The sequence below is a fragment of the Paucibacter sp. XJ19-41 genome, from assembly GCF_028462495.1.
Lineage (GTDB): Bacteria > Pseudomonadota > Gammaproteobacteria > Burkholderiales > Burkholderiaceae_C > Roseateles_E.
The window spans coordinates 1-21,009 of the sequence record NZ_JAQOWX010000037.1 but is presented as its reverse complement, the minus strand read 5'-3'; the positions used below and the strand labels follow the sequence as shown (position 1 = coordinate 21,009).

Genomic DNA, 21,009 nt, shown 5'->3' with positions numbered 1-21,009 from the left:
GGCCCGGCGGTCTGCGTTAAGGTGTCATCCCTGTTTCCGGAGTTGACCCTATGAGCATGCCCTTGAATTCCAGCCAGACCATTGCCATCGTGGCGGTAGCGGCCGCTCTGGTGGCCGGCGCCTACGCGCTGGGCCGTTCCACGCAAGACCCGACCCCTGCGCCTGCGCCTTTGGCCGCCGTGGTCGAGGACAGCAAGCCCGCACCGGCCAAGCTCGCTCAAGCCGAGGTGCCGAAGCCGGCCCCCAAGCCCGCCGCCGAGCCCAAGCCTGTGGCCGAACCCCGGCTTTGCAATGACTGCTCACGCGTCGTCTCGGTGCGCAGCGAGGAGCGCGAGGGCGAGGGCAGCGGCCTCGGTGCGATCGGTGGCGCGGTGATCGGTGGCATCCTGGGCAACCAGGTCGGCGGCGGCAGCGGCAAGAAGATTGCCACGGTCGGTGGCGCGGTGGCCGGTGGCTATGCCGGCAACGAGATCGAGAAGCGCCAGAAGAGCAAGCGCGTCTGGATCGTCCGCCTCGAGCACAAGGACGGCAGCAGCCGCACCCTGGAACGCGCCAGCGATCCGGGCCTGAAGGCCGGCGACATCGTCGAACTGCGCGACGGCGAGCTGCGTCGTCACTGAGGGATCATTGAGCGCCGGCCTGCCGGTAGCGTGCCGGCGGCAGCCCGACCCGGCGGGTGAACTCGCGGGTGAAGTGGGCCTGGTCGGCAAAGCCGCACAGAAAGCCGATCTCGGCGATGCCATGCGCGCTGCTGCCCAGGCACCAGGCCGCCAGCCTTGAGCGGGTCTCGGCGATCACGCCGCTGAGGCTCAGGCCATGGGCGGCCAGCTGGCGCTGCAGGCTGCGGCCCGACAGGCCCAGGCCATCGGCGACCTCGGCCAGCCGCAGCGCCGCAGCCGGGTCGGCCAGCTGGCGCTGCGCCAGTGCCAGCGCCAGCGGTGGCCAGCGCAGCGGCGCCAGCAGATCGGCCGGTGCGCAAGGTCTGCTTGGCAAAGGGCTGAGCGCCCGCCAGCGGAACTGCCAGGCCCGCATCGCATCATCGGCGGCCAGCTGGCGCAGCGTGGCCTCGTCGGCCTGTGGATGCACCGGCTGACCGGCGATCCACACCTGCAGCGCTTGCGTGCCCAAAGCCTCGAAGCCGCCGATCAGCACGCCCAGCACCGCCAGGCTCTCGGCCGACTGCGGTGCGGGGCCGCTGTGCCTGAGCCTGATCCGGCCCTCGTCCGGTTCGTCCTCGATCAGCACGCGGTGCTCGGCGTGGATATAGCGCTCCAGCCGCTGCCAGCGCCGCATGAAGTCCAGCGGCGCGCGCGCCGCCACCAGCACCTGGTGCAGCGGCTCGCCCTCGATATGACTGACCTCGCGCGCCAGTGCCAGCAGCGTGGCCAGGCCGCCCTGCTCGACGATGGCCGCGACGACACGTCGCTTGTCCTGATGCGCCACCCGCGCGCCCTCGGGCAGCGGCAGCGGCGGGTTCAGGCCTTGCGCGGCCATGCCGCGCAGCAGCAGGCGCAGCATCGTCGCGCTGGCGAAGTCGGCGGTGTTCATCGCGCCAGTGTGCCCGCTGCTGCTCTCAAATCGTCGGCACGCACCGGCAGCCGCGTGAAGCGCAGGCCGGTGGCGGCCCGCAGCGCGTTGGCGATGGCCCCGGCGCCGGCCACCATCGCGGTCTCGCCGGCGCCGCCGCTGGGCTCGCTGGTATCGATCAGCTCGATATGCAGGGCCGGCAGATCGTGGATGCGCGGGATCGGCGCCTCGGCGAAGCCGCTGGCCGCGATGCCCGCCTGCTTGTCCACCGGCAGCGCCTCGATCAGCACCATGCCCAGACACCAGACCAGATTGCCCTCGATTTGCGCGCGCACGCCATCGGGCTGGATGATGCGGCCGCAGTCATGGGCGCAGTGCATCGTGCTCACCCGGGCGGCGCCGCTGGCCCGCTCGACCTCGACCTCGGCAATCACCGCTGCATAAGCGCTGCCCTTGTAGATGCCGCAGGCCAGGCCGCGGCCGCGCAGGGTGTTTTCATCGCTGGCCGGCTGCTGCGGCCAGCCGGCACTCTGCGCGACGCGCTCCAGCACGCGACGAAGGCGGGCGTTGTCCAGCTGCGCCAGGCGGAAGGCCAGCGGGTCGATACCGGCCAGGTGGGCGCATTCGTCGATCGCGCTCTCGATCACCCAGCAGTTGGGCCCCGCGCCCAGGCCACGCCAGGGGCCGGTGTGCACAGGCAGCCTGCGGGCGTCGAACTCGATACGCTGGCGCGGCAGCGCATAGGGCGGCAGCGCGCCGCGCGCGACGCCGCCATCGCCCTTGATGTCCGCCAGGCCCTGCATCCAGCGCGGCATCGCCGCCGGTGTGAACAGGATGTGGCTGCTGATCAGCCGGTGCCACCAGTCGCTCACCCGGCCGTCCTGCAGCCGCGCCCGCAGGCGGTGGCGCGAGGGCGGGCGGTGAAAGCCCTGCTGCAGCTCCTGGGCGCGGGTCCACTGCACCTTGACCGGCGCGCCGACCGCGCGCGACAGCAGGGCCGCCTCCGGCTCCACCAGCACCAAAGTGCGGGCCCCGAAAGCCCCGCCGGCGCGGCAGGCCTGCACCTGGACCTTGGCCTCATCCAGCGCCAGCCGCCGCACCAGCGTGTCGCGAACATAGAAAAGGTCCTGCGTGCCGGTCCATAGCCGCAGGCTCTGGTCGGCCGCCCGGTAGTCGGCGACGGCGCAGCGCGGCTCGATGCCGTTGTGCGCCGCCAGCGGGGTCTCGAAGACCAGGTCCACGTCCCAGGGGCCGGCCTCGGACACCTCGTCCTCGCGCAGTTGGTGGCGCAGCCGGCCCTGCGGGGGCAGCTGCAGCAGGCGCTCGATGTCGTTGGCATCGCCGTCCTCGACCTGCCACTGCAGGGCCAGCGCCGCCTCGATGCGGTCCAGTGCGCCCGGCGTGCGGGCCAGCAGGCCCAGGCCCTGGCTGTTGGCGCTTGTCAGCCCCGGGTGCTCGACCAGGGCCACGAAGCCGGGCAGCGCGCGGGCCGCTGCGGCGTTGAAACCGGCGGGCCGCGAGGCCAGCTCGGGCGACACGGGCGCCCGCAGCACACGGCCGTAAAGCAGGCCCGGCAGCCGCACATCGGCCGCAAACAGCGGCGCGCCGCTCACGATCTCGCGGCCGAAGCCCAGGGCGTCGGACTGTTGGCGTGGCGCTCCGTTCAGGCTGCGCAGCGCGCTGGCCGGCCACTCGCNCGCGAGGCCAGCTCGGGCGACACGGGCGCCCGCAGCACACGGCCGTAAAGCAGGCCCGGCAGCCGCACATCGGCCGCAAACAGCGGCGCGCCGCTCACGATCTCGCGGCCGAAGCCCAGGGCGTCGGACTGTTGGCGTGGCGCTCCGTTCAGGCTGCGCAGCGCGCTGGCCGGCCACTCGCGCGGCGGGCGACCGGCCAGGGCCTCGCGCAGTGCGTCGCAGGCCTGGGCCAGCGGCAGCGCGAAGTCCTTGACCGAGTCGCTGCCGACGGTGGCGCGCACCGGTGACATGCTCCGGCTGTCGGGCAGCGCCAGGCTGATCGCGCCCACGGCCACGCCCAGCTCGTCGGCGGCGATGCGGCGCAGCGCGGTGCCGATGTGCTGGCCGATCTCGGCGCGCGGCAGCCGCAGCTCGAAACGGCCCGCGCCCAGATGGCTGATCCAGCCCATCGCGTCGGCCCGTGTGGGCTCGGGGCGACGCGGGATCACGGGCAGCATCGAGCAGCCGGCCAGGAGGGGCACGCTCAGCAGCGCGCCCAGCAGCTCGCGGCGCTTCATGATGAACGGGCGGCGCGCTGGATCGCGCGGCACATGCGGGGCTGGCTGCCGCAGCGGCACAGATGGCCGGCCAGCGCGGTCTTGATCTCGGTCTCGCTGGGCTGCGCTGTCTGCCGCAGCAGGGCCGCAGCGGCGAGCAGGTGGCCGCTCTGGCAATAGCCGCATTGCGGCACGGCCTCGTCCAGCCAGGCCTGTTGCAGCGGGTGCAGCCGCTCGCCATCGGCCAGGCCCTCGACCGTGGTCACCGTGCGGCCCTGCACCGCCGCCACCGGCAGCAGGCAGCTGCGCTGCGGCGCTCCGTCCAGCAGCACGGTGCAGGCGCCGCACTGGCCGAGGCCGCAGCCGAATTTAGCGCCCACCAGGCCCCAGGCCTCGCGCAACACCCACAGCAGCTGCTCGTCCCGCCAGCCCTCGGGCACGACCCGGGTCCGGCCATTGACCATCACTTCCATCATCGCCACTCCCTGCTTGAGATGAGCAGCGATCTTGGTCCGGCGGCCGGACCGGGTCTTGAACAATCGCGCCAGCGGCCGACGGCTCAGGCAAAAACCAGCACCTCGCTGACTGGCAGGCGCGGTTTCTGCGGCCAGTTGTCCGCCCGGGCCCGGCCCACGGTGACCAGCATGACGGGCAGGGTGTGCGCGTCGAGCCCGAATTCCCTGGCCACGGCCTGTGCATCGAAGCCGCCCATCGCGCCGCTGGCCAGGCCCATGCCCTGGGCCGCCAGCATTAGCGTCATCGCGGCCAGCGAGGCCGATCGTATCGCCTCGTCGCGCTGCAGCTGCGGGTCGTGGGCATGGGCCTCGGTGGCCGCAGCCAGCCAGTTCTGGAACACCGCGTCGCCGACGATGCCCACCGCCGGCCGCAGCGCGCGCGGCAGGCTCTCGTGCGCCGCCAGCAGGCCGCTGATGATGAAGGTGACGGCCGCATCGGCCACCTGGGGCTGGCCGTAGGCAGCGGCCTGCAGGCGCGCTTTCGCGGCGGGCGTGCGCACCGCGATGAAATGCCAGTTCTGGAAGTTGTAGGCCGAGGGCGCCAGCGTGGCCAGGCGCACCAGCTCGGCGATGCTGGCATCGTCAAGGGCCTGGCCGGGTTCGTAGCGGGTGACCGATTGGCGCGAGGCTATCAGTGCATGGACGGGGTGTTGCATGGGTTCCTTCTTCTGAAGTGGGGGAAGGGTGTCAGCGCCTCGCGTTCATCGCCAGCTGCATCGCCAGCACGCTGCCGAGCACGACCAGCAGGCCCAGCAGGGACAAGCCGCCCATGGCCTGTCCCAGCAGCAGCCAGCCCAGCAGCACGGCGGTCAGCGGGCTCAGCAGACCCAGCGAGGACACGGCCACCGGTGACAGCCGGGCGATGCCGCGGAACCACAGTGCATAGGCGAGCAGGGCGCCGGCGAGAGACAGATAGGCATAGCCGAGCACTTGGCCCATGCCCAGCGCGGGCAGCGGCGCATCGACGCGCCAGGCCAGCGGAAGCAGCATCAGCCCGGCGAGCAGCAGCTGCCAGCCGGTCAGGGCCAGCACCGGCATGCCGGTCTGCCAGCGCCGCGCCAGATAGGTGCCGGCGGCCATGCTGACCGCGCCGGCCAGGGCCGCCGCCACGCCGACCGGGTCCCAGACGGCGCCCGGCGACAGCAGCAGCGCGGCCATGCCCAGCACGCCGGTGACGCCGGCGCCTATCGCCAGCGAGGGCGGCCGGCGCCGGTCCACCGCCCAGCTCATGCCGATTACCAGCAGGGGCTGGATCGCGCCGACCACGGCGGCCAGGCCGCCGGGCAGGCGGTAGGCGGCGATGAAGAGCATGGCCTGGAAAAAGCCCAGGTTCAGCGCCGCCAGCACCAGCAGGCGGCCCCAGTCGCCGCGCGCCGGCAGGCGCCGGGCGTAGAGCACCAGCAGCAACCCGGCCGGCAGCGAGCGTATCAGCGCCGCCGTGAAGGGCCGGTCGGGCGGCAGCAGCTCGGTCGTGACGATATAGGTGCTGCCCCAGATGGCGGGCGCCAGCGCCGTCAGCCAGGCGTCGGCTCCGGAGGATTGTTGCGATGCAGTGCCCATTTATTGCCTCTACTTCAAGATAAATAACTGTAGCATTAATCTTGATATAGAGATAAATACCCCAGGCCGAGCACGGCCTACACTGGGCGCCGTGAACACCAAATTCCTTGAAACCCTGGTGGTGCTGGCCCGGGTCGGCAGCTTCCGCGAGACCGCCCAGGTGATGAACACCACGCAGGCGGCGATCTCGCAGCGCATCGCCGCGCTGGAGGACGAGCTGGGCGCCGAGCTGGTGGACCGCAGCGCGCGCCGGCTGGGCCTGACCCAGGTCGGCGAGCAGGTGCTGCGCCAGGCCGAGCGCATGCTGGCGCTGGAGCGCGAGTTGAAGCTCTCGACCCGGCCCGATGCGCCGGCGGCCGGCCGGGTGCGCATCGGCGCGATCGAGTCGGTGGTGCACACCTGGCTGTCGCCGCTGATACGCCAGCTGGCCGAGCGCTATCCGCAGATCAACCCGGACATCACGGTGGACACCGCGCGCCATCTGCAGGACCAGTTCCGCCTGCGCAAGCTGGACCTGATGATCCAGAACGACCCCTTTGCCGAGGCCATAGGCACGCTGGACTACCGGGTCACGCCGCTGTGCGAGTTTCCGCTGCGCTGGGTCGCCAGGCCCGAGCTGCTACCGGCCAGCGGGCGGCTGACGATGGAGGATCTGGAGCGGGTGCCGCTGCTGACCTTCTCGAAGACATCGAGCCCGCAAGCCCATGTGCGCGCGCTCTTCGTCGACCGCGACATTGAGCCGCGCGTCTGCAGCTTCCCCTCGGTCGAGTCCATCATCCAATTGGCCAGCGACGGCTACGGCATCGCGGCGATCCCGCCGGTGTTTGTGCGCGCGCAGCTGGAGCGGGGCTCGCTATGGCAGTGCGAAGGGCCGCCGCTGCCCTCGATGGCGATCAGCGTGATCACCGAAGGCCGGGTCAGCACGGCGGTGCGTGAGACGGTCGGCCTGGTGCGCGAGGTGGTGGCGGGGTTTTGCGAGCGGGTCGGGGCCGACTGGGTGCGGCCACTGGGGCCGGATCAGGGCTGAACGGGGGCTCCCGGCGCCCGCAGCGCGACACCATCGGTCGTCAGCGCGGCGCGGATATGGCGCGCGAACTCCAACGCGCCGGGTTGGTCGCCGTGCAGGCACAAGGTGTCGGCCTGGACCGGCACGACGTTTCCGCTCAAGGCGGTGACGCTGCCGGCGAGCATTTGCCTGACTTGGGCCAGCGATTGCTCAGGGTCTTCGATCATCGCGCCGGGCAGGCCGCGCGGCGACAGCGAGCCGTCGTCCTGGTAGCTGCGGTCGGCGAAGACCTCGTTGGCCGCGCGCAGGCCCAGGGCTTCGGCCGCCTTGATCATCTCGCTGCCGGCCAGGCCGAAGAAGACCAGGCCGGGATCGAAGTCGCGCACCGCCTGGACAATCGCGTCGGAGAGCTTGCGATCCTTGACCGCCATGTTGTAGAGCGCGCCATGCGGCTTCACATGGTTCAGGCGGCCGCCGGCGGCGCGGGCAAAGCCTGCCAGCGCGCCGATCTGGTAGAGCACCATCGCATAGGCCTCGGCCGGCGAGATCTTCATCTCGCGGCGGCCGAAGCCCTGCAGGTCCGGCAGGCCCGGATGGGCACCGACCGCGACGCCCTTGGCGATGGCCGCACCGACGATGCGGCGCATCGTGCCCGGGTCGCCGGCATGGAAGCCGCAGGCGATATTGGCCGATGACACATGGTCGAGGATGGCGATGTCGTTGCCCATGGTGTAGGCGCCGAAGCCTTCGCCCATGTCACAGTTGAGATCCAGGGTCTTGCTCGTCATGAGGCGGCTCCCAGTGCAGCGGCGAACTGCTGCTCACGTTGCAGATACAGGGTCTGCGCGGTCTCCAGCGAGACCGGCACGAAGCGCAGCGCCTGCTGCGGCGCCAGCTGCGCGAGCAGCGGCAGGTCCACGCTGATCACATGGCCGATCTTCGGATAGCCGCCGGTGCTCTGGCGCTCGGCCATCAGGACGATGGGCTGACCATCGGGCGGCACCTGGATGCTGCCGAAGTTGACCGCTTCCGAGATCAGCTCGCCGGGCTGGCTGCGCGAGAGCGCCGGGCCTTCGAGCCGGTAGCCCATGCGGTCGGACTGCGGGCTGATGCGGTAGCTGGCCTTGGTGAACAGTACCTGCGCCTCGGCCGTGAAGCCGGCCCAGTGCTCGCCGAGCACGACGCGCAGCGGCGTGATCTCGGCGCTGGGCAGGGTGCTGACGAGCGGCAAGTCCGGCAGCGCGCCGGCCGCTTGGAAGTCGGCCGCCTGCAGCACATCGCCCTTGCGCAGCGCCCGGCCCAGATGGCCGCCAAAGCCGCCGCGCACAAAGGTGCTGCGGCTGCCCATCAGCGGCGCCACGGAGAAGCCGCCGCGCACCGCCAGATAGCTGCGCAGGCCGTTGATGCGCCGGCCAAAGGCCAGCAGCGCGCCGGCCGGCACGTCGATGCGCTGGTTCAGCGCCACAGGGGCGCCGTCCAGCGTGGCCGACAGGTCGGCGCCGCAGATGGCGATCTGGGTGGCCGCCGCGAAGCGCAGGCTGGGTCCCATCAGCACGATCTCCAGCGTGGCCTCGTCCCGCACATTGCCCGCCAGCAGATTGGCTAGGCGGTGCGAACACTCGTCCATCGCGCCGCAGACCGGCACGCCCAGGTGCTGGTAGCCGTAACGGCCCAGGTCCTGCAGCTGCGATTGCGCGCCGGGTTTGATGACTTCGATGCTGATGCTCATTGCCGCGCCTCCAACATCGCCTCATAGGTGATGGCGTCGATGCGCACGAAGCGGATCGCGTCGCCCGGGCCCAGCAGGCAGGGCGGCTCGGCGCCGGCCTCGAACAGGCGCACCGGCGTGCGGCCCAGGATGTTCCAGCCGCCGGGGGTTTCCAGCGGGTAGATGCAGGTCTGCTCGCGGGCGATGGCCACCGAGCCGGGGGGGATATGGGTGCGCGGTGTCGTGCGGCGCGGCATCGCGAGCTGCGGGTTCAGCCCGCCGATGAAGGGAAAGCCCGGTGCGAAGCCCAGCATATAGACGCGGTGCGCCGATTCCAGATGCAGCGCGATCACGCGCTCGGGGCTCAGGCCGCAGCGCTGGGCCACATCCTCCAGATCGGGACCGTAGTCGCCGCCATAGCAGACCGGGATCTCGATCACGCGCGGCGCGGCCTGCTGGGCATCGAGCGGCTGGGCCAGCCGCTCCAGCAGCAGGGCCTTCAGCGTCGCGAACGGTGTCGGTCCGAAGCACTCGGGGCGGTAGTGCAGGGCCACGGTGCTGAAGGCGGGCACGATGTCGCGCAGGCCGGCTATCGGCTGGGCGCGCAGGCGCTGCACAAAGGCGTGCACCCGGGCGCTGGTCTCGGGGTCCACGGTCGTGCCCAGCCCCACCAGCAGGCAGCGGTCACCGACCGCGTCAATGCGCCAGTTTTCAGTCGTCATACAGCAGTCACTTCCGTCAGCAAGCCCTGGCGCTCGCGCTCGACCCAGCCGGTGTCGACCTCGCCGGCGATGAAGTCGGCGTGCTCGGCCACCGCAGCCAGGAAGCCGAGATTGTTCTTGACGCCCTCGATACGGCTGGCCGCCAGCGCTTCGCGCAGCCGTGCCAGCGCGGCCTCGCGGTTCTCGCCCCAGACGATCAGCTTGGCGATCATCGGGTCGTAGAAGGGCGTGATCTGGTCGCCCTCGCGCACGCCGGTGTCGATGCGCACATGCGACATCGCCAGCGGTAGCTTGAAGACCTTCAAGGGCCCCGGCGAAGGGAAGAAATTCTTGGCCGGGTTCTCGGCATAGAGCCGGCATTCGATGGCCGCGCCGAGCTGCGCGATCTGCGCCTGCGGAAGCGGTGAGAACGTGCCGGCCGCGAGCCGGATCTGGGCCTGGACCAGGTCCCAGCCCGTGACCATCTCGGTGACCGGATGCTCGACCTGGATGCGGGTGTTCATCTCCAGGAAGAAGAACTCCAAGCTGTCGGCGTCGACGATGAATTCCACCGTGCCCGGCCCGCGGTAGCGCTGGTGTGCGGCCAGCGCGACGGCGGCCGCTGCCATGCGCTCGACCATCGCCGCAGGCAGGCCCGGCGCCGGGCTTTCCTCGATGATCTTCTGGAAGCGGCGCTGCACCGAGCACTCGCGCTCGAACAGATGCACGGCCGTGCCGTCGCCATGGCCGAAGACCTGGATCTCGATATGGCGGGCGCGCGCCACCAGGCGCTCCAGATAGACGGTGCCGTCCTTGAAGGCCTTGGCCGCCAGGGCCTGGGTCGCGGCCACCGCGGCCAGCAGCTGCTCGGGCGTGTCGACCCGGCGCATGCCGATGCCGCCGCCACCGCCGGTGGCTTTCACCAGCAGCGGGTAGCCGACCTCTTGCGCGGCTTGTTCGATGCCGTCGAGTACGTCGACCGCGAAGCGCGGACTGCCCGGCAGGGTCGGCACGCCGGCGGCCTGGGCGATGGCGCGGGCGCGCTCTTTGTCGCCCATGGCCTCGATGCTGTCGGGCGCCGGGCCGATCCAGGTGACGCCAGCGGCCTCGGCGGCGCGGGCGAAGCCGGTGTTCTCGGACAGGAAGCCGTAGCCGGGGTGCACGCCGTCGGCGCCGTGGCGCAGCGCGGCCTCAAGAATGCGCTCGCCGTTCAGATAGCTCTGCGCGGCCGGCGCCGGGCCGATGGGCTCGGCGAAGTCGGCCAGTTCCACGTGCAGGGACTTGGCATCCGCTTCGGAATACACCGCGACGGTCGCTATGCCCAAGGCCTTGCAGGCGCGGATGATGCGGCAGGCGATCTCGCCGCGGTTGGCAATCAGTATCTTTTTCATCTTCATCAGCCCATCGCGTTGGGCAGCAGCATCACGATCTGCGGGAACAGCGTGATCAGCACGGCGGCCAGCACCAGCAGCAGGAAGAAGGGGAAGGCCATGCGCGCCAGCGTGAACAGGCCCTTGCCGGTGATGCCCTGGATCACGAACAGATTGAAGCCCACCGGCGGCGTGATCTGGGCCATCTCGACCACCAGGATCAGGTAGATGCCGAACCACAGCGGGTCGATGCCGGCGGCCTGCACCGCGGGCAGCAGCACGGCCGTGGTCAGCACGACGATGGAGATGCCGTCGAGGAAGCAGCCCAGCAGCACGAAGAACACCGTCAGCACCGCCAGCAGACCATAGGCCGACAGATTCATCGAAGCGATCCACTGCGCGACATTGGCCGGCAGACCGGTAAAGCTCATCGCGCTGGTCAGATAGGCCGCGCCCAGCAGGATGAAGGTGATCATGCAGGAGGTGCGCGCCGCGCCCATCAGGCTGGCGACGAAGGAGGCCCGGCCCAGCGAGCCGCCCAGGCCGGCAATGATCAGCGAGCCGATCACGCCGATGGTGGCGGCCTCGGTGGCGGTGGCGATGCCGGCGTAGATGGAGCCGATCACGCCGACGATCAAGAGCACCACCGGGGCCAGCAGGCGCAGGCGCTTGAAGCGCTCGGCCCAACCGACCTGCTCGGCGTCGCGCGGCACCTTGGCCGGATTGCGCAGCGCCCAGATCGCGATATAGCCCGAGAACAGCAGCATCATCATCAGGCCCGGCAGGATGCCGGCGGTGAACAGCTTGACGATGGAGACCTGGGCCGCGACGCCATAGACGATCATCACGATGGACGGCGGGATCAAGAGACCCAGCGTGCCGGCGCCGGCCAGCGAGCCGATGCTGATGCTCTCGTCATAGCCGCGCGCCTTCAGTTCGGGCAGCGAGATCTTGCCGATGGTGGCGGCCGTCGCGGCCGAGCTGCCGCTGACCGCCGCGAAGATGCCGCAGCCCAGTACGTTGACGTGAACCAGCCGGCCCGGCAGGCCGTTGACCCAGGGGCCCAGGCCCGAGAACATGTCCTCGGCCAGACGGGTGCGGTAGAGGATCTCGCCCATCCAGATGAACAGCGGCAGTGCGGTCAGCGACCAGCTTGCGGTCGAGCCCCAGGCGGTGGTCGCGAAGATCACGCCGGCCGGCGCGTCGGTGAACAGCAGCAGGCCCAGCAGGCCGCAGCCGATCAGGGCCAGGGCCACCCAGACGCCCAGGCCCAGCAAGAGGAAGAGCAGGGCCATCAGGACGCCCGCTTGTGCAAGATCGCTCATGAGGTGTCCTTTTCTATTCGGTGCGGGCGGTCTCGCCGTCCGGCGCATCGCTCAGCGGCCGGCCGCGCAGGCCACGCCAGAGGCGGTCGATCAGCATCAGGGCCAGCAGCAGCATGCCGATGGCCATGGCCAGCTGCGGAATCCACAGCGACACCCGCAACATGCCCTGGGCAACCTCCTCGTACTGCCAGGAGCCGTAGACGAACTGCAGCGTGTGCCAGGCGGCCCAGACCGCCAGCGCCACGCCCAGCGCCGAGGCCAGCAGCTCGTAGCCGCGCTCCCAGCGCTTGGGCAGGAACTGCAGCACCAGCGTCACGCGGATGTGGTCGCCATGGCGCATCGCATAGGGCAGGGCCAGAAAGGCCGAGGCCGCCATGGCCCAGGCGGCGAAATCATCGGCGGCCGGGATCTGATGGCCTAGCAGGCGCGCGACGATCTGCGCGGCGATCACCAGGCCGATGGCGGCCAGCGCGACGGCCGAGGCCGCCCCGGAGGCCTTGGAGAGACGGTCGAGGACGGCCATGGCGTTCGTTTACTTCTTGTTGAAGGCGTCGAGGACCTTGGCGCCGTCCGGGCCGGCCTTCTTGGTCCATTCCTCGGCCATCGTCGCGCCGACCTTGTTCAGCTCGGCGGCGATCGCTGCCGGCACCGGCTGCACCGTGATGCCCTTGGCGGCCAGGGTCTGGGTCAGCTTGGCGGTCAGCTCGCGGGCCTGGGCCCAGCCGCGCGCCTCGGCCTTGGCACCGGCGGCCATCACGGCTTGGCGCTGCGCCTCGGGCAGGGCCATCAGCGAGCGCTTGTTGGCGATGACGATGGCCTGCGGGATGAAGGCCTGGGCGTCGTAGTAGTGCTTCACATAGTCCCAGGCCTGGGTGTCCACGCCGGTGGCCGGCGAGGTGATCATCATGTCGATCACGCCGGTCGAGAAGGCCTGCGGCACCTCGGCGGTCTGGATCGTCGTGGGCACCGCGCCCATCAGCGTGACCATCCGGCTGGTCGAGGCGCTGTAGGCGCGAAAGCGCGCGCCCTTGAAGTCGCCGATCGCGGCCACCGGCTTCTTGGTGTAGATGCCTTGCGGCGGCCACGGCGAGCCATAGACCAGCACCAGGCCCTGTTTGTCCAGACGGGCGGCGATCTGCTCGCGGGCGGCCTTCCAGAGCTTCTCGGAGGCGTCGAAGGAGCTGGCCAGGAAGGGCACGCTGTCGATCTCGAACATCGCATCCTCGTTGCCCAGCGCCGACATCAGCACCTCGCCGATCGGCACGATGCCCTGCTGCACGCCGCGCTTCACCTCGGGGCGCTTGAGCAGCACGCTATTGCTCTGCACCTTGAACTCCAGCTGGCCGGCGGTGGCGGCCTTCACGTCCTCGGCGAACTGGCGCACATTGACGGTCAGGTAATTGGCGTCGGGCTGTTCGGCCGACATATTCCAGGTGGCGGCCTGGGCGGTGCTGGAGAGCAGGACGGCGGCGGTGGCGCTGAGCAACAGGCGTTTCATCTCGGGCTTCCTTGTATGGAATGGGGTAGTGGCGCGAATGTCTACCAATCCGGCACCGAGGTCGACCGAGAAATCTTTATGGACCGTGGCTAGATTTGCTGATGCCTGGTGTTAACCCTTGGTTTGCAGACCGCGCCGCAGCTGCACGGCCTCGGCCATATGCGCCGGTGCAATCAAGGGGCTGGCGGCCAGATCGGCAATCGTGCGCGCGACCCGCAGCACCCGGTGGTAGCCGCGCCCCGACCAGCCCAGCCGGGTGGCGGTTTTCTGCAACAGCGCGGCAGCGGCCGGCTCGGCCTGGGCATGCGCCTCCAGCAGGGCGGGGCTCAGCAGCGCATTGCAGCAGCCCTGGCGGGCCAGGGCCAGTTCACGGGCGGCCGCGACGCGAGCGGCGACCACGGCCGAGGGCTCGCCGTCCGGCGCGGCCGCCAGCACCTGGGGCGGCAGCACCGGCACCTCGACCAGCAGGTCGAGCCGGTCCAGAAAAGGGCCGCTGAGCCGGCGCTGGTAGCGCGAGACCTGGTCCGGCGAGCAGCGGCATTCGCCCAGCGGATTGCCCAGCTGACCGCAGGGGCAGGGGTTCATGGCCGCGACGAGCTGAAAGCGGGCCGGGAACTCGGCATGCCGGGCGGCGCGGGCGATCAGGATGCGGCCGTTCTCCATCGGCTCGCGCAAGGCCTCCAGCGCGGCCCGGGGGTACTCGGGCAGCTCATCGAGAAAGAGCACGCCGTGCTGGGCCAGCGTGATCTCGCCCGGCCTCGGTGGCGAGCCACCGCCCACCAGGGCCACGCTGGAGGCGCTGTGGTGCGGCGCGCGCAGCACGCGCCGCCCCCACAGCGCCGGCTCGAACTGGCCGGCCAGGCTCAGCACCGCCGCCGACTCCAGTGCCTGCTCCTCGTCCAGCGGTGGCAAGAGCCCCAGCAGGCGCTGGGCCAGCATCGATTTGCCGGTGCCCGGCGGGCCGATCAGCAAGAGGTTCAGCGCGCCGGCGGCGGCGATCTCCAGCGCCCGCTTCGGGCCGGCCTGGCCCTTGATATCGCGCAGATCGGGGGCGGCATCCGGGGCCAGCGAGACGGTGGCGGGGCGGGCGCGCTGCAGCGGCGACCCATCGCCGCCCGGGCTCAGCGCGGCCACCAGGTCCAGCAGATGGGCGGCGCCGAACACCGCCACGCCGCCGACCAGGGCCGCCTCGGCGGCATTCGCCTCGGGCAGGACCAGATCGCGGGCCAGGCCCGACTGGCGCAGCGCCAGGCTCATCGCCAGCGCGCCGCGCACCGGCCGCAGCTCGCCGGCCAGCGACAGCTCGCCGGCGCATTCCATGTCTTGCAGCCGCTCGGGGTCGATCTGTTCGCTGGCCGCCAGGATGCCCAGTGCAATCGGCAGATCGAAGCGGCCACCCTCCTTGGGCAGGTCGGCCGGGGCCAGGTTGACCGTGATGCGGCGGTTGTGGGGGAAGCTCAGGCCGCTGTTCAGCAGGGCCGCGCGCACCCGCTCGCGCGACTCCTTGACCTCGGTCTCGGCCAGGCCCACCAGGGTGAACATCGGCAGCCCATTGGCCAGATGCACCTCGACGCTGACCGGCGCGGCGGCCAGCCCGTCCAGCGCCCGGCTGTGTACGACGGCCAGAGACATAGCCTCCTCCCCGGGACCGGTGCGTACCGATCCTGGGTGGATTCTGCACGTTTGCCGCGCCCGGCGGGCCGTCGTTGGCGCACCAATGAAGTGCTTGCACCAAGTGCGGGCATCGAGCGTGGCCATCCTCTTTTGGTGCATCGCTGCGCGATCCGGGCCTCTTTCCCGGTTTCGCCTGGGGCGCCGAGCCTGGCACGGAAGCTGCAATCCCCGGATCGAACCTGCTTCCTCCCCCTCCAAACAGCTAGGAGTCCCGCATGAAGTTGATTCTTGCCACGCTTGCCGCCGCCATGACCCTCGGTGCGCTGCCGGCCCAGGCTCAGGACGCATCGGTCGCCTTCAACGCGAGCCTGACCAGCGACTACCGCTACCGCGGCATCTCGCAGACCCGGCTGAAGCCGGCGCTGCAAGGCGGGCTGGACTATGCGCACCCGAGCGGCTTCTATGTGGGCGCCTGGGCTTCGACGATCAATTGGATCAAGGACGTTGGCGGCGACGCCAAGGTCGAGGTCGACCTCTACGGCGGCTACAAGACCGAGATCAGCAAGGGTGTCAATCTCGACATCGGTGTACTGACCTACATCTACCCGAGCAACAAGCTGCCGACCAGCGCCAACACCACCGAGATCTATGGCGCGCTGAGCTATGGCCCGTTCACGGCCAAGTACTCGCACGCGGTCACCGACACCTTCGGCAACGCCGACAGCAAGAACAGCTGGTATGCCGATCTGTCGGCCAGCTTCGAAGTGATGGACGGCTGGATGCTGGCGCCCCATATCGGCTACCAGCGCATTGACGGCCCCTCGCGCGGTGTGGGTTCCTACACCGACTATTCGCTGGCGCTGTCCAAGGACTTCAGCGGCCTGGTGCCCAGCATCGCGCTGGTCGGCACCGACGCTGACAAGGGCTTCTACACCGTCAAGGACAAGTTCCTGGGCAAGAACGCGGTCGTGGTCAGCGTCAAGTACAACTTCTGAAACCGTGTGAGGAGAACGCAATGAAACTGATCACCGCCATCATCAAGCCCTTCAAGCTTGACGAAGTGCGCGAGGCGCTGAGCGCCATCGGCGTGCAGGGCCTGACCGTCACCGAGGTCAAGGGCTTCGGCCGCCAGAAGGGCCACACCGAGCTGTATCGCGGCGCCGAGTACGTCGTCGACTTCCTGCCCAAGGTCAAGGTCGAGGCGGCGGTCGACGATGCGGTGGTCGAGCAGGTCATCGAGGCCATCGAGGCCTCGGCCCGCACCGGCAAGATCGGCGACGGCAAGATCTTTGTCTCGCCGCTGGACCAGGTGGTGCGCATCCGCACCGGCGAGACCGGGGCCGACGCGCTCTGAGCTTCACCGATCACAAGACTAGACAGACAAATCCCCGGAGATTCTTCATGAAGAAACTACTTGCCAGCCTGGCGCTGGCTGCGGCGGTGTTCGCCCCTGCAGCCTGGGCCCAAGACGCGGCTGCTTCCGCGCCCGCCCTCGCCGAGGCCGCCTCGGCGGTCGTCGCAGCGGCCTCCGAAGCGGTGGCCGCCGTGGCTGCCCCGGCGGCCGACGCAGCCGCCGCTGCTCCCGCCCCCGTGCCCAACAAGGGCGACACCGCCTGGATGATGGTCTGCACCCTGCTCGTCATCATGATGACGGTGCCGGGCCTGGCGCTGTTCTACGGCGGCCTGGTGCGCAGCAAGAACATGCTGTCGGTGCTGATGCAGGTGATGGTCACCTTCTCGATGATCGTCGTGCTGTGGGTCATCTACGGCTACAGCCTGGCCTTCACCGAGGGCAATGCCTTCATCGGCGGCTTTGATCGCCTTTTCATGAAGGGCATCTGGGACAACGCGGCCGGCACCTTTGCCAACGCGGCCACCTTCAGCAAGGGTGTCTACATCCCCGAGATCGTGTTCGCCGCCTTCCAGGCCACCTTTGCCGGCATCACCGCCTGCCTGATCGTCGGCGCCTTCGCCGAGCGCATCAAGTTCGGCGCCGTGCTGCTGTTCATGGCGATCTGGTTCACCTTCAGCTATCTGCCGATGGCGCATATGGTCTGGTTCTGGATGGGCCCGGATGCCTATGCCTCGGCCGAGGTGGCTGCCGAGATGACCGGCAAGGCCGGCCTGATCTGGCAATGGGGCGCGCTGGACTTCGCCGGTGGCACCGTGGTGCACATCAACGCGGCCGTGGCCGGCCTGGTCGGTGCCTATATGGTCGGCAAGCGCGTCGGCTATGGCAAGGAATCGTTCACCCCGCACAGCCTGACCCTGACCATGGTCGGCGCCTCGCTGCTGTGGGTGGGCTGGTTCGGCTTCAACGCCGGTTCCGCACTGGAAGCGAATGGCTTCGCCGCGCTGGGCTTCATCAACACGTTGGCCGCCACCGCTGCCGCCGTGCTGGCCTGGTGCATTGGTGAGGCGCTGCTGAAGGGCAAGGCCTCGATGCTGGGCGCTGCGTCCGGCGCGGTGGCTGGCCTGGTGGCCATCACGCCGGCGGCCGGCAATGTCGGCATCGGCGGCGGCATCGTGATCGGCTTCATCGCCGGCTTTGCCTGCCTGTGGGGCGTGTCGGGCCTGAAGAAGATGCTGGGTGCCGATGACTCGCTCGACGTGTTCGGCGTCCACGGCGTCGGCGGTATCGTCGGCGCGCTGCTGACCGGCGTGTTCAACTCGCCCAACCTGGGCGGCCCCAGCGCCGTCGGTGACTGGGTCACGGTGGCCATGGTGGCACCGGACGCCTACTCGATCGCCAGCCAGGTCTGGATCCAGTTCAAGGGCGTGCTGCTGACCATCGTCTGGTCGGGTGTGGTCTCGGTGATCGCCTTCAAGATCGTCGACCTGGTGATCGGTCTGCGCGTGCCGGAAGAGGCCGAACGCGAAGGCCTGGACATCACCTCGCACGGCGAGACGGCGTACCACAAGTAAGCAAAACGCAGAACCGGCCGGGCGGGCCCATAGGCCCGTCTCCAGCCGATTTGAGGCCGCCTTCGGGCGGCGTCTTCTTTGGGCCGCTTGGCAGGGGCAAAACTGCGACTAATAGCAAGCCAGTGCAGCAAAGGCCGAAGAGCTTTGTCAGGAAAGGTCGTTCGGATCAGGCAGCAAATGGCTGTGAACAAGCCTCGCTCCTTCGGCGACTGGATCGAAGCTCAGACCATAGGTGCTCATTGCGCTCCAGCGATTTGGTAGCTCCAGCACAGAGTCGGCGACGTACAGGGTGGCGCCCCAGAGAGCCGCCCCGACGTTCGAATCGCGGAGTACTTCGTAGCGAAAGTCAATGATGACTAGCAGACCGATCACGGGATGGATGCACGATGTGCGGGTGGTTTGCATGGCAATTGCGCCAGCGGCGCGTTGATCATGGAGCCTGAAGGTTGTGTTCATTTCTAAGCCCGCGCAAGTTTGTTGCCCAACCGAGAGGGGCGGGCTGCCTAATGACGTCCCTGAGGATCCAACTGAGTCACATCCCTGGCCGTTCTGCGGTGCGTGGGTCCACCATCGCCGCACCGGATAGGCCACTGGATCCTCGATTTATCTCGACGGCGGAACTGCTAGAAACCGCAACACCTCGCGCGCTGCTGCTGCGGGCTGTGTCTGGAGCAGGAAGTGCGGGCCGGCCAGTTGCACTTTTCTGATGTCGGGTCTGTGCGCGAGCAGGAGATCGGCGGCCGTTCGCGGCACCAGCCTGTCGCTCGCCGCCTGCATGTACAGCATGGGCACGGCGATCTGCGTGAGTTGCGCGAGCACATCCACATCGATGACTGCGAGCAGCCGAGCACGCAGCACCTCGGGGGAGACCTGATCCATCGCTGCGTCGAGTTCGGTTTGCAGGGTCGGGTCATGGTGTTCTCCCATCAAGACTCGACCGAGCATTGACCGGGGCAGGCGTGACAGGGGCAGCAGCGGCAACAGCATCTGCAACGGTGCCAGGGTGGGCCTAGGATTCCTGGCGAAGCTGCAGCAAAGCAGGAGCCGCCTGAGCCCCTTCGGTGCCCGGGCGGCGATCCGAATACCGATGGGACCGGAGAAGGACTCCGCCAACAAGCCGTAGGGACGGTCTGTGGGCAGCATGCTCAGTACCTGTTCTTCGAGTTCGGCATAAGCCCTGGGCTCGCGCAGCGGGTAGCGGGCGATGCGCACATCCAGCTCGGCGGGGAGCGCACGCACGAAGCGCGCAAAGAGCTCGCCGGTCCCGTCCATGCCGGGCAGCAGCACGAGTGTCGATACAGAGTCGTCGAGCGGGTCAGTTTTCATCCTTGAGCAACTGCTCCAGCCGCCTCGGATAGTGGTTCAGAAAGTCGCGCGTGACCGCATAGTGCTCGGTGTCCTCGTAGCGCAGCTCGGTGATGCCGGCGGCGTCGAACTGCAGGATGCGGGCGCGCGGATAGGCCAGCAGGATGGGCGAATGGGTGGCGATGATGAACTGCGAACCCTTGCGCACCAGCTCGTCGATCACCCGCAGCGCGGCCAGCTGGCGGTTCGGCGACAGCGCGGCCTCTGGCTCGTCCAGCAGATACAGGCCCTGGCCGCGCAATTGCTCGAACAGCACGGCCATGAAGGCCTCGCCATGCGAGCAGGCATGCAGGGATGGCGCGGGGCCGCCGATCTCGTCCAGATAGGTCGCCACATTGAACAGACTCTCGGCGCGCAAGAAATAGCCTTCGCTCGGCCGGAAGGCGCTGCGCACCAGGCGCAGTGCCTCGTGCAGCGGCGAGACCGCTGCGCCGGTGGTTTGAAAGCTGGCATTGCGCGTGCCGCCCTCGGGGTTGTGGCCCAGGGCCACCGCAAGGGCTTCCAGCACGGTGGACTTGCCGGCTCCGTTCTCGCCGACGAAGAAGGTCACATCGGGATGGAAGTCGATCTGGGCGAGATCGCGCACCGCCGCGATGCTGAAGGGATAGGTGTCGAAATCCGGCTGCGCATCGGGGTGGAAGCCGGCGCGCAGCAGATAGGGCTTGCGGGCAATGGTCATGGCTTCCTGTTGCCCGGTTCAGCCGTGCAGCAGCTCCTCGACCAGCTCACGCAGCCGGCCGGGGCTGAAGGGCTTGGCTAGAAAGGCGTCGGCGCCAGCGTCCAGTGCCGCGTGCTGTTCGTGCAGGGCGGCGCTGGCGCTCAGCACCACCAGCCGGATCCCGGCCAGGGTCGGGTCTTGCCTGATCTGCTTGCAGAGATCGAGGCCGCTGATCTCGCCGGGCATCACCACATCGATCAGCATCAGGTCGGGCCGCATCGCCTGCACGATCTGCAGCGCCAGCGCCCCGTTGGCGGCCTCGTGCAGGCGGTGGCCACTGTCTTCCAGCGCCCAGCGGATCAGGCGGCGAATGTCGGCCTGGTCCTCGACGATCAGGATTCTCGCGTTCATCGCTTCAGTTCCATTCTTTCGACCCGGTAGCCGCGCTGCGCCAGCAGGGCCGGCAGGCCTCGCGGGCCGGTCATGTGCAGCGCACCGACGGCGGCAAAGACCTGGCGACCCTCGGCGTGCAGCGCGGCTATGCGCGCGGCCAGCGCCGGATTGCGACCCTCGATCAATCGCCGCAGAAAGGCACGGTCGACCGGTGTGTCGGCGCAGTCGCACCAGCGTTCATAGTCGGCCAGCGTCTGCAGATCGCCCTGTTCCCAGGCCTGCACCAGGCGCCTGAGCATGGGCCGGACCTTGCCCTGCTCCAGCTGTTCCAGCGTATCGGCGGTCAGGCGGCGCGCTTCCCGGGCATCGGCGGGCAGCAGCGCATCGAGCTGCTGGCGCACGGTTTCCAGCGAGACGATGGCCAGGCCGCGCGAGCGCGCCTCACCCGACAGCACCATCTCCTGCCCATAGCCCGCCTCCAGCCCTTCCCAGCGGGCCTCCAGCATGGTCAGCGTGATGGCCTGCATCAGCGGGTGCAGCGTGGCCAGCGCGCCCTCGGGCAGGCAGGCCGCCGCAACCCGCCCGGCCAGGCGCTGGCGCAGCGCGGCGTC

23 protein-coding genes are annotated in these 21,009 nt (G+C 69.4%); 5 read left to right on the top strand and 18 right to left on the bottom strand.

Annotated features, from left to right (window positions below):
- Positions 1–50 precede the first annotated feature (50 nt).
- Positions 51–620, top strand: coding sequence for a glycine zipper 2TM domain-containing protein (locus PO768_RS11825; protein ID WP_272646223.1), 570 nt, complete (start codon positions 51–53; stop codon positions 618–620).
- 4 nt (positions 621–624) lie between these two features.
- Here the strand turns inward: PO768_RS11825 and PO768_RS11820 are convergent, their stop codons facing one another.
- From PO768_RS11820 to PO768_RS11795, 5 genes are all read right to left on the bottom strand, one after another.
- A complete protein-coding gene (locus PO768_RS11820) occupies positions 625–1,548 on the bottom strand; it encodes a helix-turn-helix transcriptional regulator (protein ID WP_272646222.1) in 924 nt (307 codons plus the stop codon).
- A complete protein-coding gene (locus PO768_RS11815) occupies positions 1,545–3,140 on the bottom strand; it encodes a xanthine dehydrogenase family protein molybdopterin-binding subunit (RefSeq protein WP_272646221.1) in 1,596 nt (531 codons plus the stop codon). The genes PO768_RS11820 and PO768_RS11815 overlap by 4 nt, the downstream gene beginning before the upstream one ends.
- Before the next feature lie 637 nt (positions 3,141–3,777).
- Positions 3,778–4,233, bottom strand: coding sequence for a (2Fe-2S)-binding protein (locus tag PO768_RS11805; protein ID WP_272646240.1), 456 nt, complete (start codon positions 4,231–4,233; stop codon positions 3,778–3,780).
- Positions 4,234–4,319: 86 nt separating this feature from the next.
- Complete coding sequence (locus PO768_RS11800) at positions 4,320–4,931, bottom strand: nitroreductase family protein (RefSeq protein ID WP_272646219.1); 612 nt, start codon at positions 4,929–4,931, stop codon at positions 4,320–4,322.
- A 31-nt stretch (positions 4,932–4,962) separates the two neighbouring features.
- On the bottom strand, positions 4,963–5,835 hold the full coding sequence (locus PO768_RS11795; protein WP_272646218.1) for an EamA family transporter: 873 nt from the start codon (positions 5,833–5,835) through the stop codon (positions 4,963–4,965).
- 91 nt (positions 5,836–5,926) lie between these two features.
- Here PO768_RS11795 and PO768_RS11790 point away from each other — a divergent pair, with 91 nt between their 5' ends.
- Complete coding sequence (locus PO768_RS11790) at positions 5,927–6,862, top strand: LysR family transcriptional regulator (protein WP_269839999.1); 936 nt, start codon at positions 5,927–5,929, stop codon at positions 6,860–6,862.
- On the opposite strand, the gene PO768_RS11785 is transcribed toward PO768_RS11790, so the two are convergent.
- From PO768_RS11785 to PO768_RS11750, 8 genes are all read right to left on the bottom strand, one after another.
- A complete protein-coding gene (locus PO768_RS11785; RefSeq protein ID WP_272646217.1) occupies positions 6,853–7,629 on the bottom strand; it encodes a LamB/YcsF family protein in 777 nt (258 codons plus the stop codon). The two genes, PO768_RS11790 and PO768_RS11785, sit on opposite strands and share 10 nt — an antisense overlap.
- Positions 7,626–8,570 (bottom strand): biotin-dependent carboxyltransferase family protein, encoded by a 945-nt coding sequence (locus PO768_RS11780; RefSeq protein WP_336297763.1) that lies wholly within the window; start codon positions 8,568–8,570, stop codon positions 7,626–7,628. The genes PO768_RS11785 and PO768_RS11780 overlap by 4 nt, the downstream gene beginning before the upstream one ends.
- Positions 8,567–9,271, bottom strand: coding sequence for a 5-oxoprolinase subunit PxpB (gene pxpB / locus PO768_RS11775; protein ID WP_272646216.1), 705 nt, complete (start codon positions 9,269–9,271; stop codon positions 8,567–8,569). Before pxpB ends, PO768_RS11780 begins: the two co-directional genes overlap by 4 nt.
- Positions 9,268–10,647 (bottom strand): acetyl-CoA carboxylase biotin carboxylase subunit, encoded by a 1,380-nt coding sequence (locus PO768_RS11770; RefSeq protein WP_272646215.1) that lies wholly within the window; start codon positions 10,645–10,647, stop codon positions 9,268–9,270. The genes pxpB and PO768_RS11770 overlap by 4 nt, the downstream gene beginning before the upstream one ends.
- On the bottom strand, positions 10,647–11,945 hold the full coding sequence (locus PO768_RS11765; RefSeq protein ID WP_272646214.1) for a TRAP transporter large permease: 1,299 nt from the start codon (positions 11,943–11,945) through the stop codon (positions 10,647–10,649). The genes PO768_RS11770 and PO768_RS11765 overlap by 1 nt, the downstream gene beginning before the upstream one ends.
- 13 nt (positions 11,946–11,958) lie before the next feature.
- On the bottom strand, positions 11,959–12,468 hold the full coding sequence (locus PO768_RS11760; protein WP_272646213.1) for a TRAP transporter small permease: 510 nt from the start codon (positions 12,466–12,468) through the stop codon (positions 11,959–11,961).
- 9 nt (positions 12,469–12,477) lie between these two features.
- Positions 12,478–13,443 (bottom strand): TRAP transporter substrate-binding protein, encoded by a 966-nt coding sequence (locus PO768_RS11755; protein WP_272646212.1) that lies wholly within the window; start codon positions 13,441–13,443, stop codon positions 12,478–12,480.
- A 111-nt stretch (positions 13,444–13,554) separates the two neighbouring features.
- Positions 13,555–15,075, bottom strand: a complete 1,521-nt coding sequence (locus PO768_RS11750; RefSeq protein WP_272646211.1) for a YifB family Mg chelatase-like AAA ATPase — start codon at positions 15,073–15,075, stop codon at positions 13,555–13,557.
- 257 nt (positions 15,076–15,332) lie between these two features.
- On the opposite strand from PO768_RS11750, the gene PO768_RS11745 reads away from it, so the two are divergent.
- From PO768_RS11745 to amt, 3 genes are read left to right on the top strand one after another with little or no spacing between them, the layout of a single operon-like run.
- Positions 15,333–16,052, top strand: coding sequence for a TorF family putative porin (locus PO768_RS11745; RefSeq protein WP_272646210.1), 720 nt, complete (start codon positions 15,333–15,335; stop codon positions 16,050–16,052).
- Positions 16,053–16,072: 20 nt separating this feature from the next.
- Positions 16,073–16,411 (top strand): P-II family nitrogen regulator, encoded by a 339-nt coding sequence (locus tag PO768_RS11740; protein WP_137942742.1) that lies wholly within the window; start codon positions 16,073–16,075, stop codon positions 16,409–16,411.
- A 47-nt stretch (positions 16,412–16,458) separates the two neighbouring features.
- On the top strand, positions 16,459–17,982 hold the full coding sequence (gene amt / locus PO768_RS11735) for an ammonium transporter (protein WP_272646209.1): 1,524 nt from the start codon (positions 16,459–16,461) through the stop codon (positions 17,980–17,982).
- A gap of 147 nt (positions 17,983–18,129) precedes the next feature.
- Here the strand turns inward: amt and PO768_RS11730 are convergent, their stop codons facing one another.
- The 5 genes from PO768_RS11730 to PO768_RS11710 form a co-directional block, all read right to left on the bottom strand.
- Positions 18,130–18,438, bottom strand: a complete 309-nt coding sequence (locus PO768_RS11730) for a hypothetical protein (protein ID WP_272646208.1) — start codon at positions 18,436–18,438, stop codon at positions 18,130–18,132.
- Positions 18,439–18,585: 147 nt separating this feature from the next.
- Complete coding sequence (locus tag PO768_RS11725; protein WP_272646207.1) at positions 18,586–19,308, bottom strand: alpha/beta fold hydrolase; 723 nt, start codon at positions 19,306–19,308, stop codon at positions 18,586–18,588.
- On the bottom strand, positions 19,298–20,026 hold the full coding sequence (locus PO768_RS11720) for an AAA family ATPase (RefSeq protein ID WP_272646206.1): 729 nt from the start codon (positions 20,024–20,026) through the stop codon (positions 19,298–19,300). Before PO768_RS11720 ends, PO768_RS11725 begins: the two co-directional genes overlap by 11 nt.
- Before the next feature lie 18 nt (positions 20,027–20,044).
- A complete protein-coding gene (locus PO768_RS11715) occupies positions 20,045–20,416 on the bottom strand; it encodes a response regulator (protein WP_272646205.1) in 372 nt (123 codons plus the stop codon).
- A partial coding sequence (locus PO768_RS11710; RefSeq protein ID WP_272646204.1) for a TraB/GumN family protein occupies positions 20,413–21,009 on the bottom strand: 597 nt, incomplete at its 5' end. The genes PO768_RS11715 and PO768_RS11710, both read right to left, overlap by 4 nt.

What these genes read in the sequence shown, in the direction of transcription:
- PO768_RS11795 (WP_272646218.1), bottom strand. Translation starts at nt 5,835, where the DNA reads ATGGGCACTGCATCGCAACAATCCTCCGGAGCCGACGCCTGGCTGACG.
- PO768_RS11785 (WP_272646217.1), bottom strand. Translation starts at nt 7,629, where the DNA reads ATGACGAGCAAGACCCTGGATCTCAACTGTGACATGGGCGAAGGCTTC.
- PO768_RS11765 (WP_272646214.1), bottom strand. Translation starts at nt 11,945, where the DNA reads ATGAGCGATCTTGCACAAGCGGGCGTCCTGATGGCCCTGCTCTTCCTC.
- amt (WP_272646209.1), top strand. Translation starts at nt 16,459, where the DNA reads ATGAAGAAACTACTTGCCAGCCTGGCGCTGGCTGCGGCGGTGTTCGCC.
- PO768_RS11750 (WP_272646211.1), bottom strand. Translation starts at nt 15,075, where the DNA reads ATGTCTCTGGCCGTCGTACACAGCCGGGCGCTGGACGGGCTGGCCGCC.
- pxpB (WP_272646216.1), bottom strand. Translation starts at nt 9,271, where the DNA reads ATGACGACTGAAAACTGGCGCATTGACGCGGTCGGTGACCGCTGCCTG.
- PO768_RS11820 (WP_272646222.1), bottom strand. Translation starts at nt 1,548, where the DNA reads ATGAACACCGCCGACTTCGCCAGCGCGACGATGCTGCGCCTGCTGCTG.
- PO768_RS11725 (WP_272646207.1), bottom strand. Translation starts at nt 19,308, where the DNA reads ATGAAAACTGACCCGCTCGACGACTCTGTATCGACACTCGTGCTGCTG.
- PO768_RS11760 (WP_272646213.1), bottom strand. Translation starts at nt 12,468, where the DNA reads ATGGCCGTCCTCGACCGTCTCTCCAAGGCCTCCGGGGCGGCCTCGGCC.
- PO768_RS11740 (WP_137942742.1), top strand. Translation starts at nt 16,073, where the DNA reads ATGAAACTGATCACCGCCATCATCAAGCCCTTCAAGCTTGACGAAGTG.
- PO768_RS11730 (WP_272646208.1), bottom strand. Translation starts at nt 18,438, where the DNA reads ATGAACACAACCTTCAGGCTCCATGATCAACGCGCCGCTGGCGCAATT.
- PO768_RS11780 (WP_336297763.1), bottom strand. Translation starts at nt 8,570, where the DNA reads ATGAGCATCAGCATCGAAGTCATCAAACCCGGCGCGCAATCGCAGCTG.
- PO768_RS11755 (WP_272646212.1), bottom strand. Translation starts at nt 13,443, where the DNA reads ATGAAACGCCTGTTGCTCAGCGCCACCGCCGCCGTCCTGCTCTCCAGC.
- PO768_RS11720 (WP_272646206.1), bottom strand. Translation starts at nt 20,026, where the DNA reads ATGACCATTGCCCGCAAGCCCTATCTGCTGCGCGCCGGCTTCCACCCC.
- PO768_RS11770 (WP_272646215.1), bottom strand. Translation starts at nt 10,647, where the DNA reads ATGAAGATGAAAAAGATACTGATTGCCAACCGCGGCGAGATCGCCTGC.
- PO768_RS11715 (WP_272646205.1), bottom strand. Translation starts at nt 20,416, where the DNA reads ATGAACGCGAGAATCCTGATCGTCGAGGACCAGGCCGACATTCGCCGC.
- PO768_RS11745 (WP_272646210.1), top strand. Translation starts at nt 15,333, where the DNA reads ATGAAGTTGATTCTTGCCACGCTTGCCGCCGCCATGACCCTCGGTGCG.
- PO768_RS11825 (WP_272646223.1), top strand. Translation starts at nt 51, where the DNA reads ATGAGCATGCCCTTGAATTCCAGCCAGACCATTGCCATCGTGGCGGTA.
- PO768_RS11805 (WP_272646240.1), bottom strand. Translation starts at nt 4,233, where the DNA reads ATGGAAGTGATGGTCAATGGCCGGACCCGGGTCGTGCCCGAGGGCTGG.
- PO768_RS11800 (WP_272646219.1), bottom strand. Translation starts at nt 4,931, where the DNA reads ATGCAACACCCCGTCCATGCACTGATAGCCTCGCGCCAATCGGTCACC.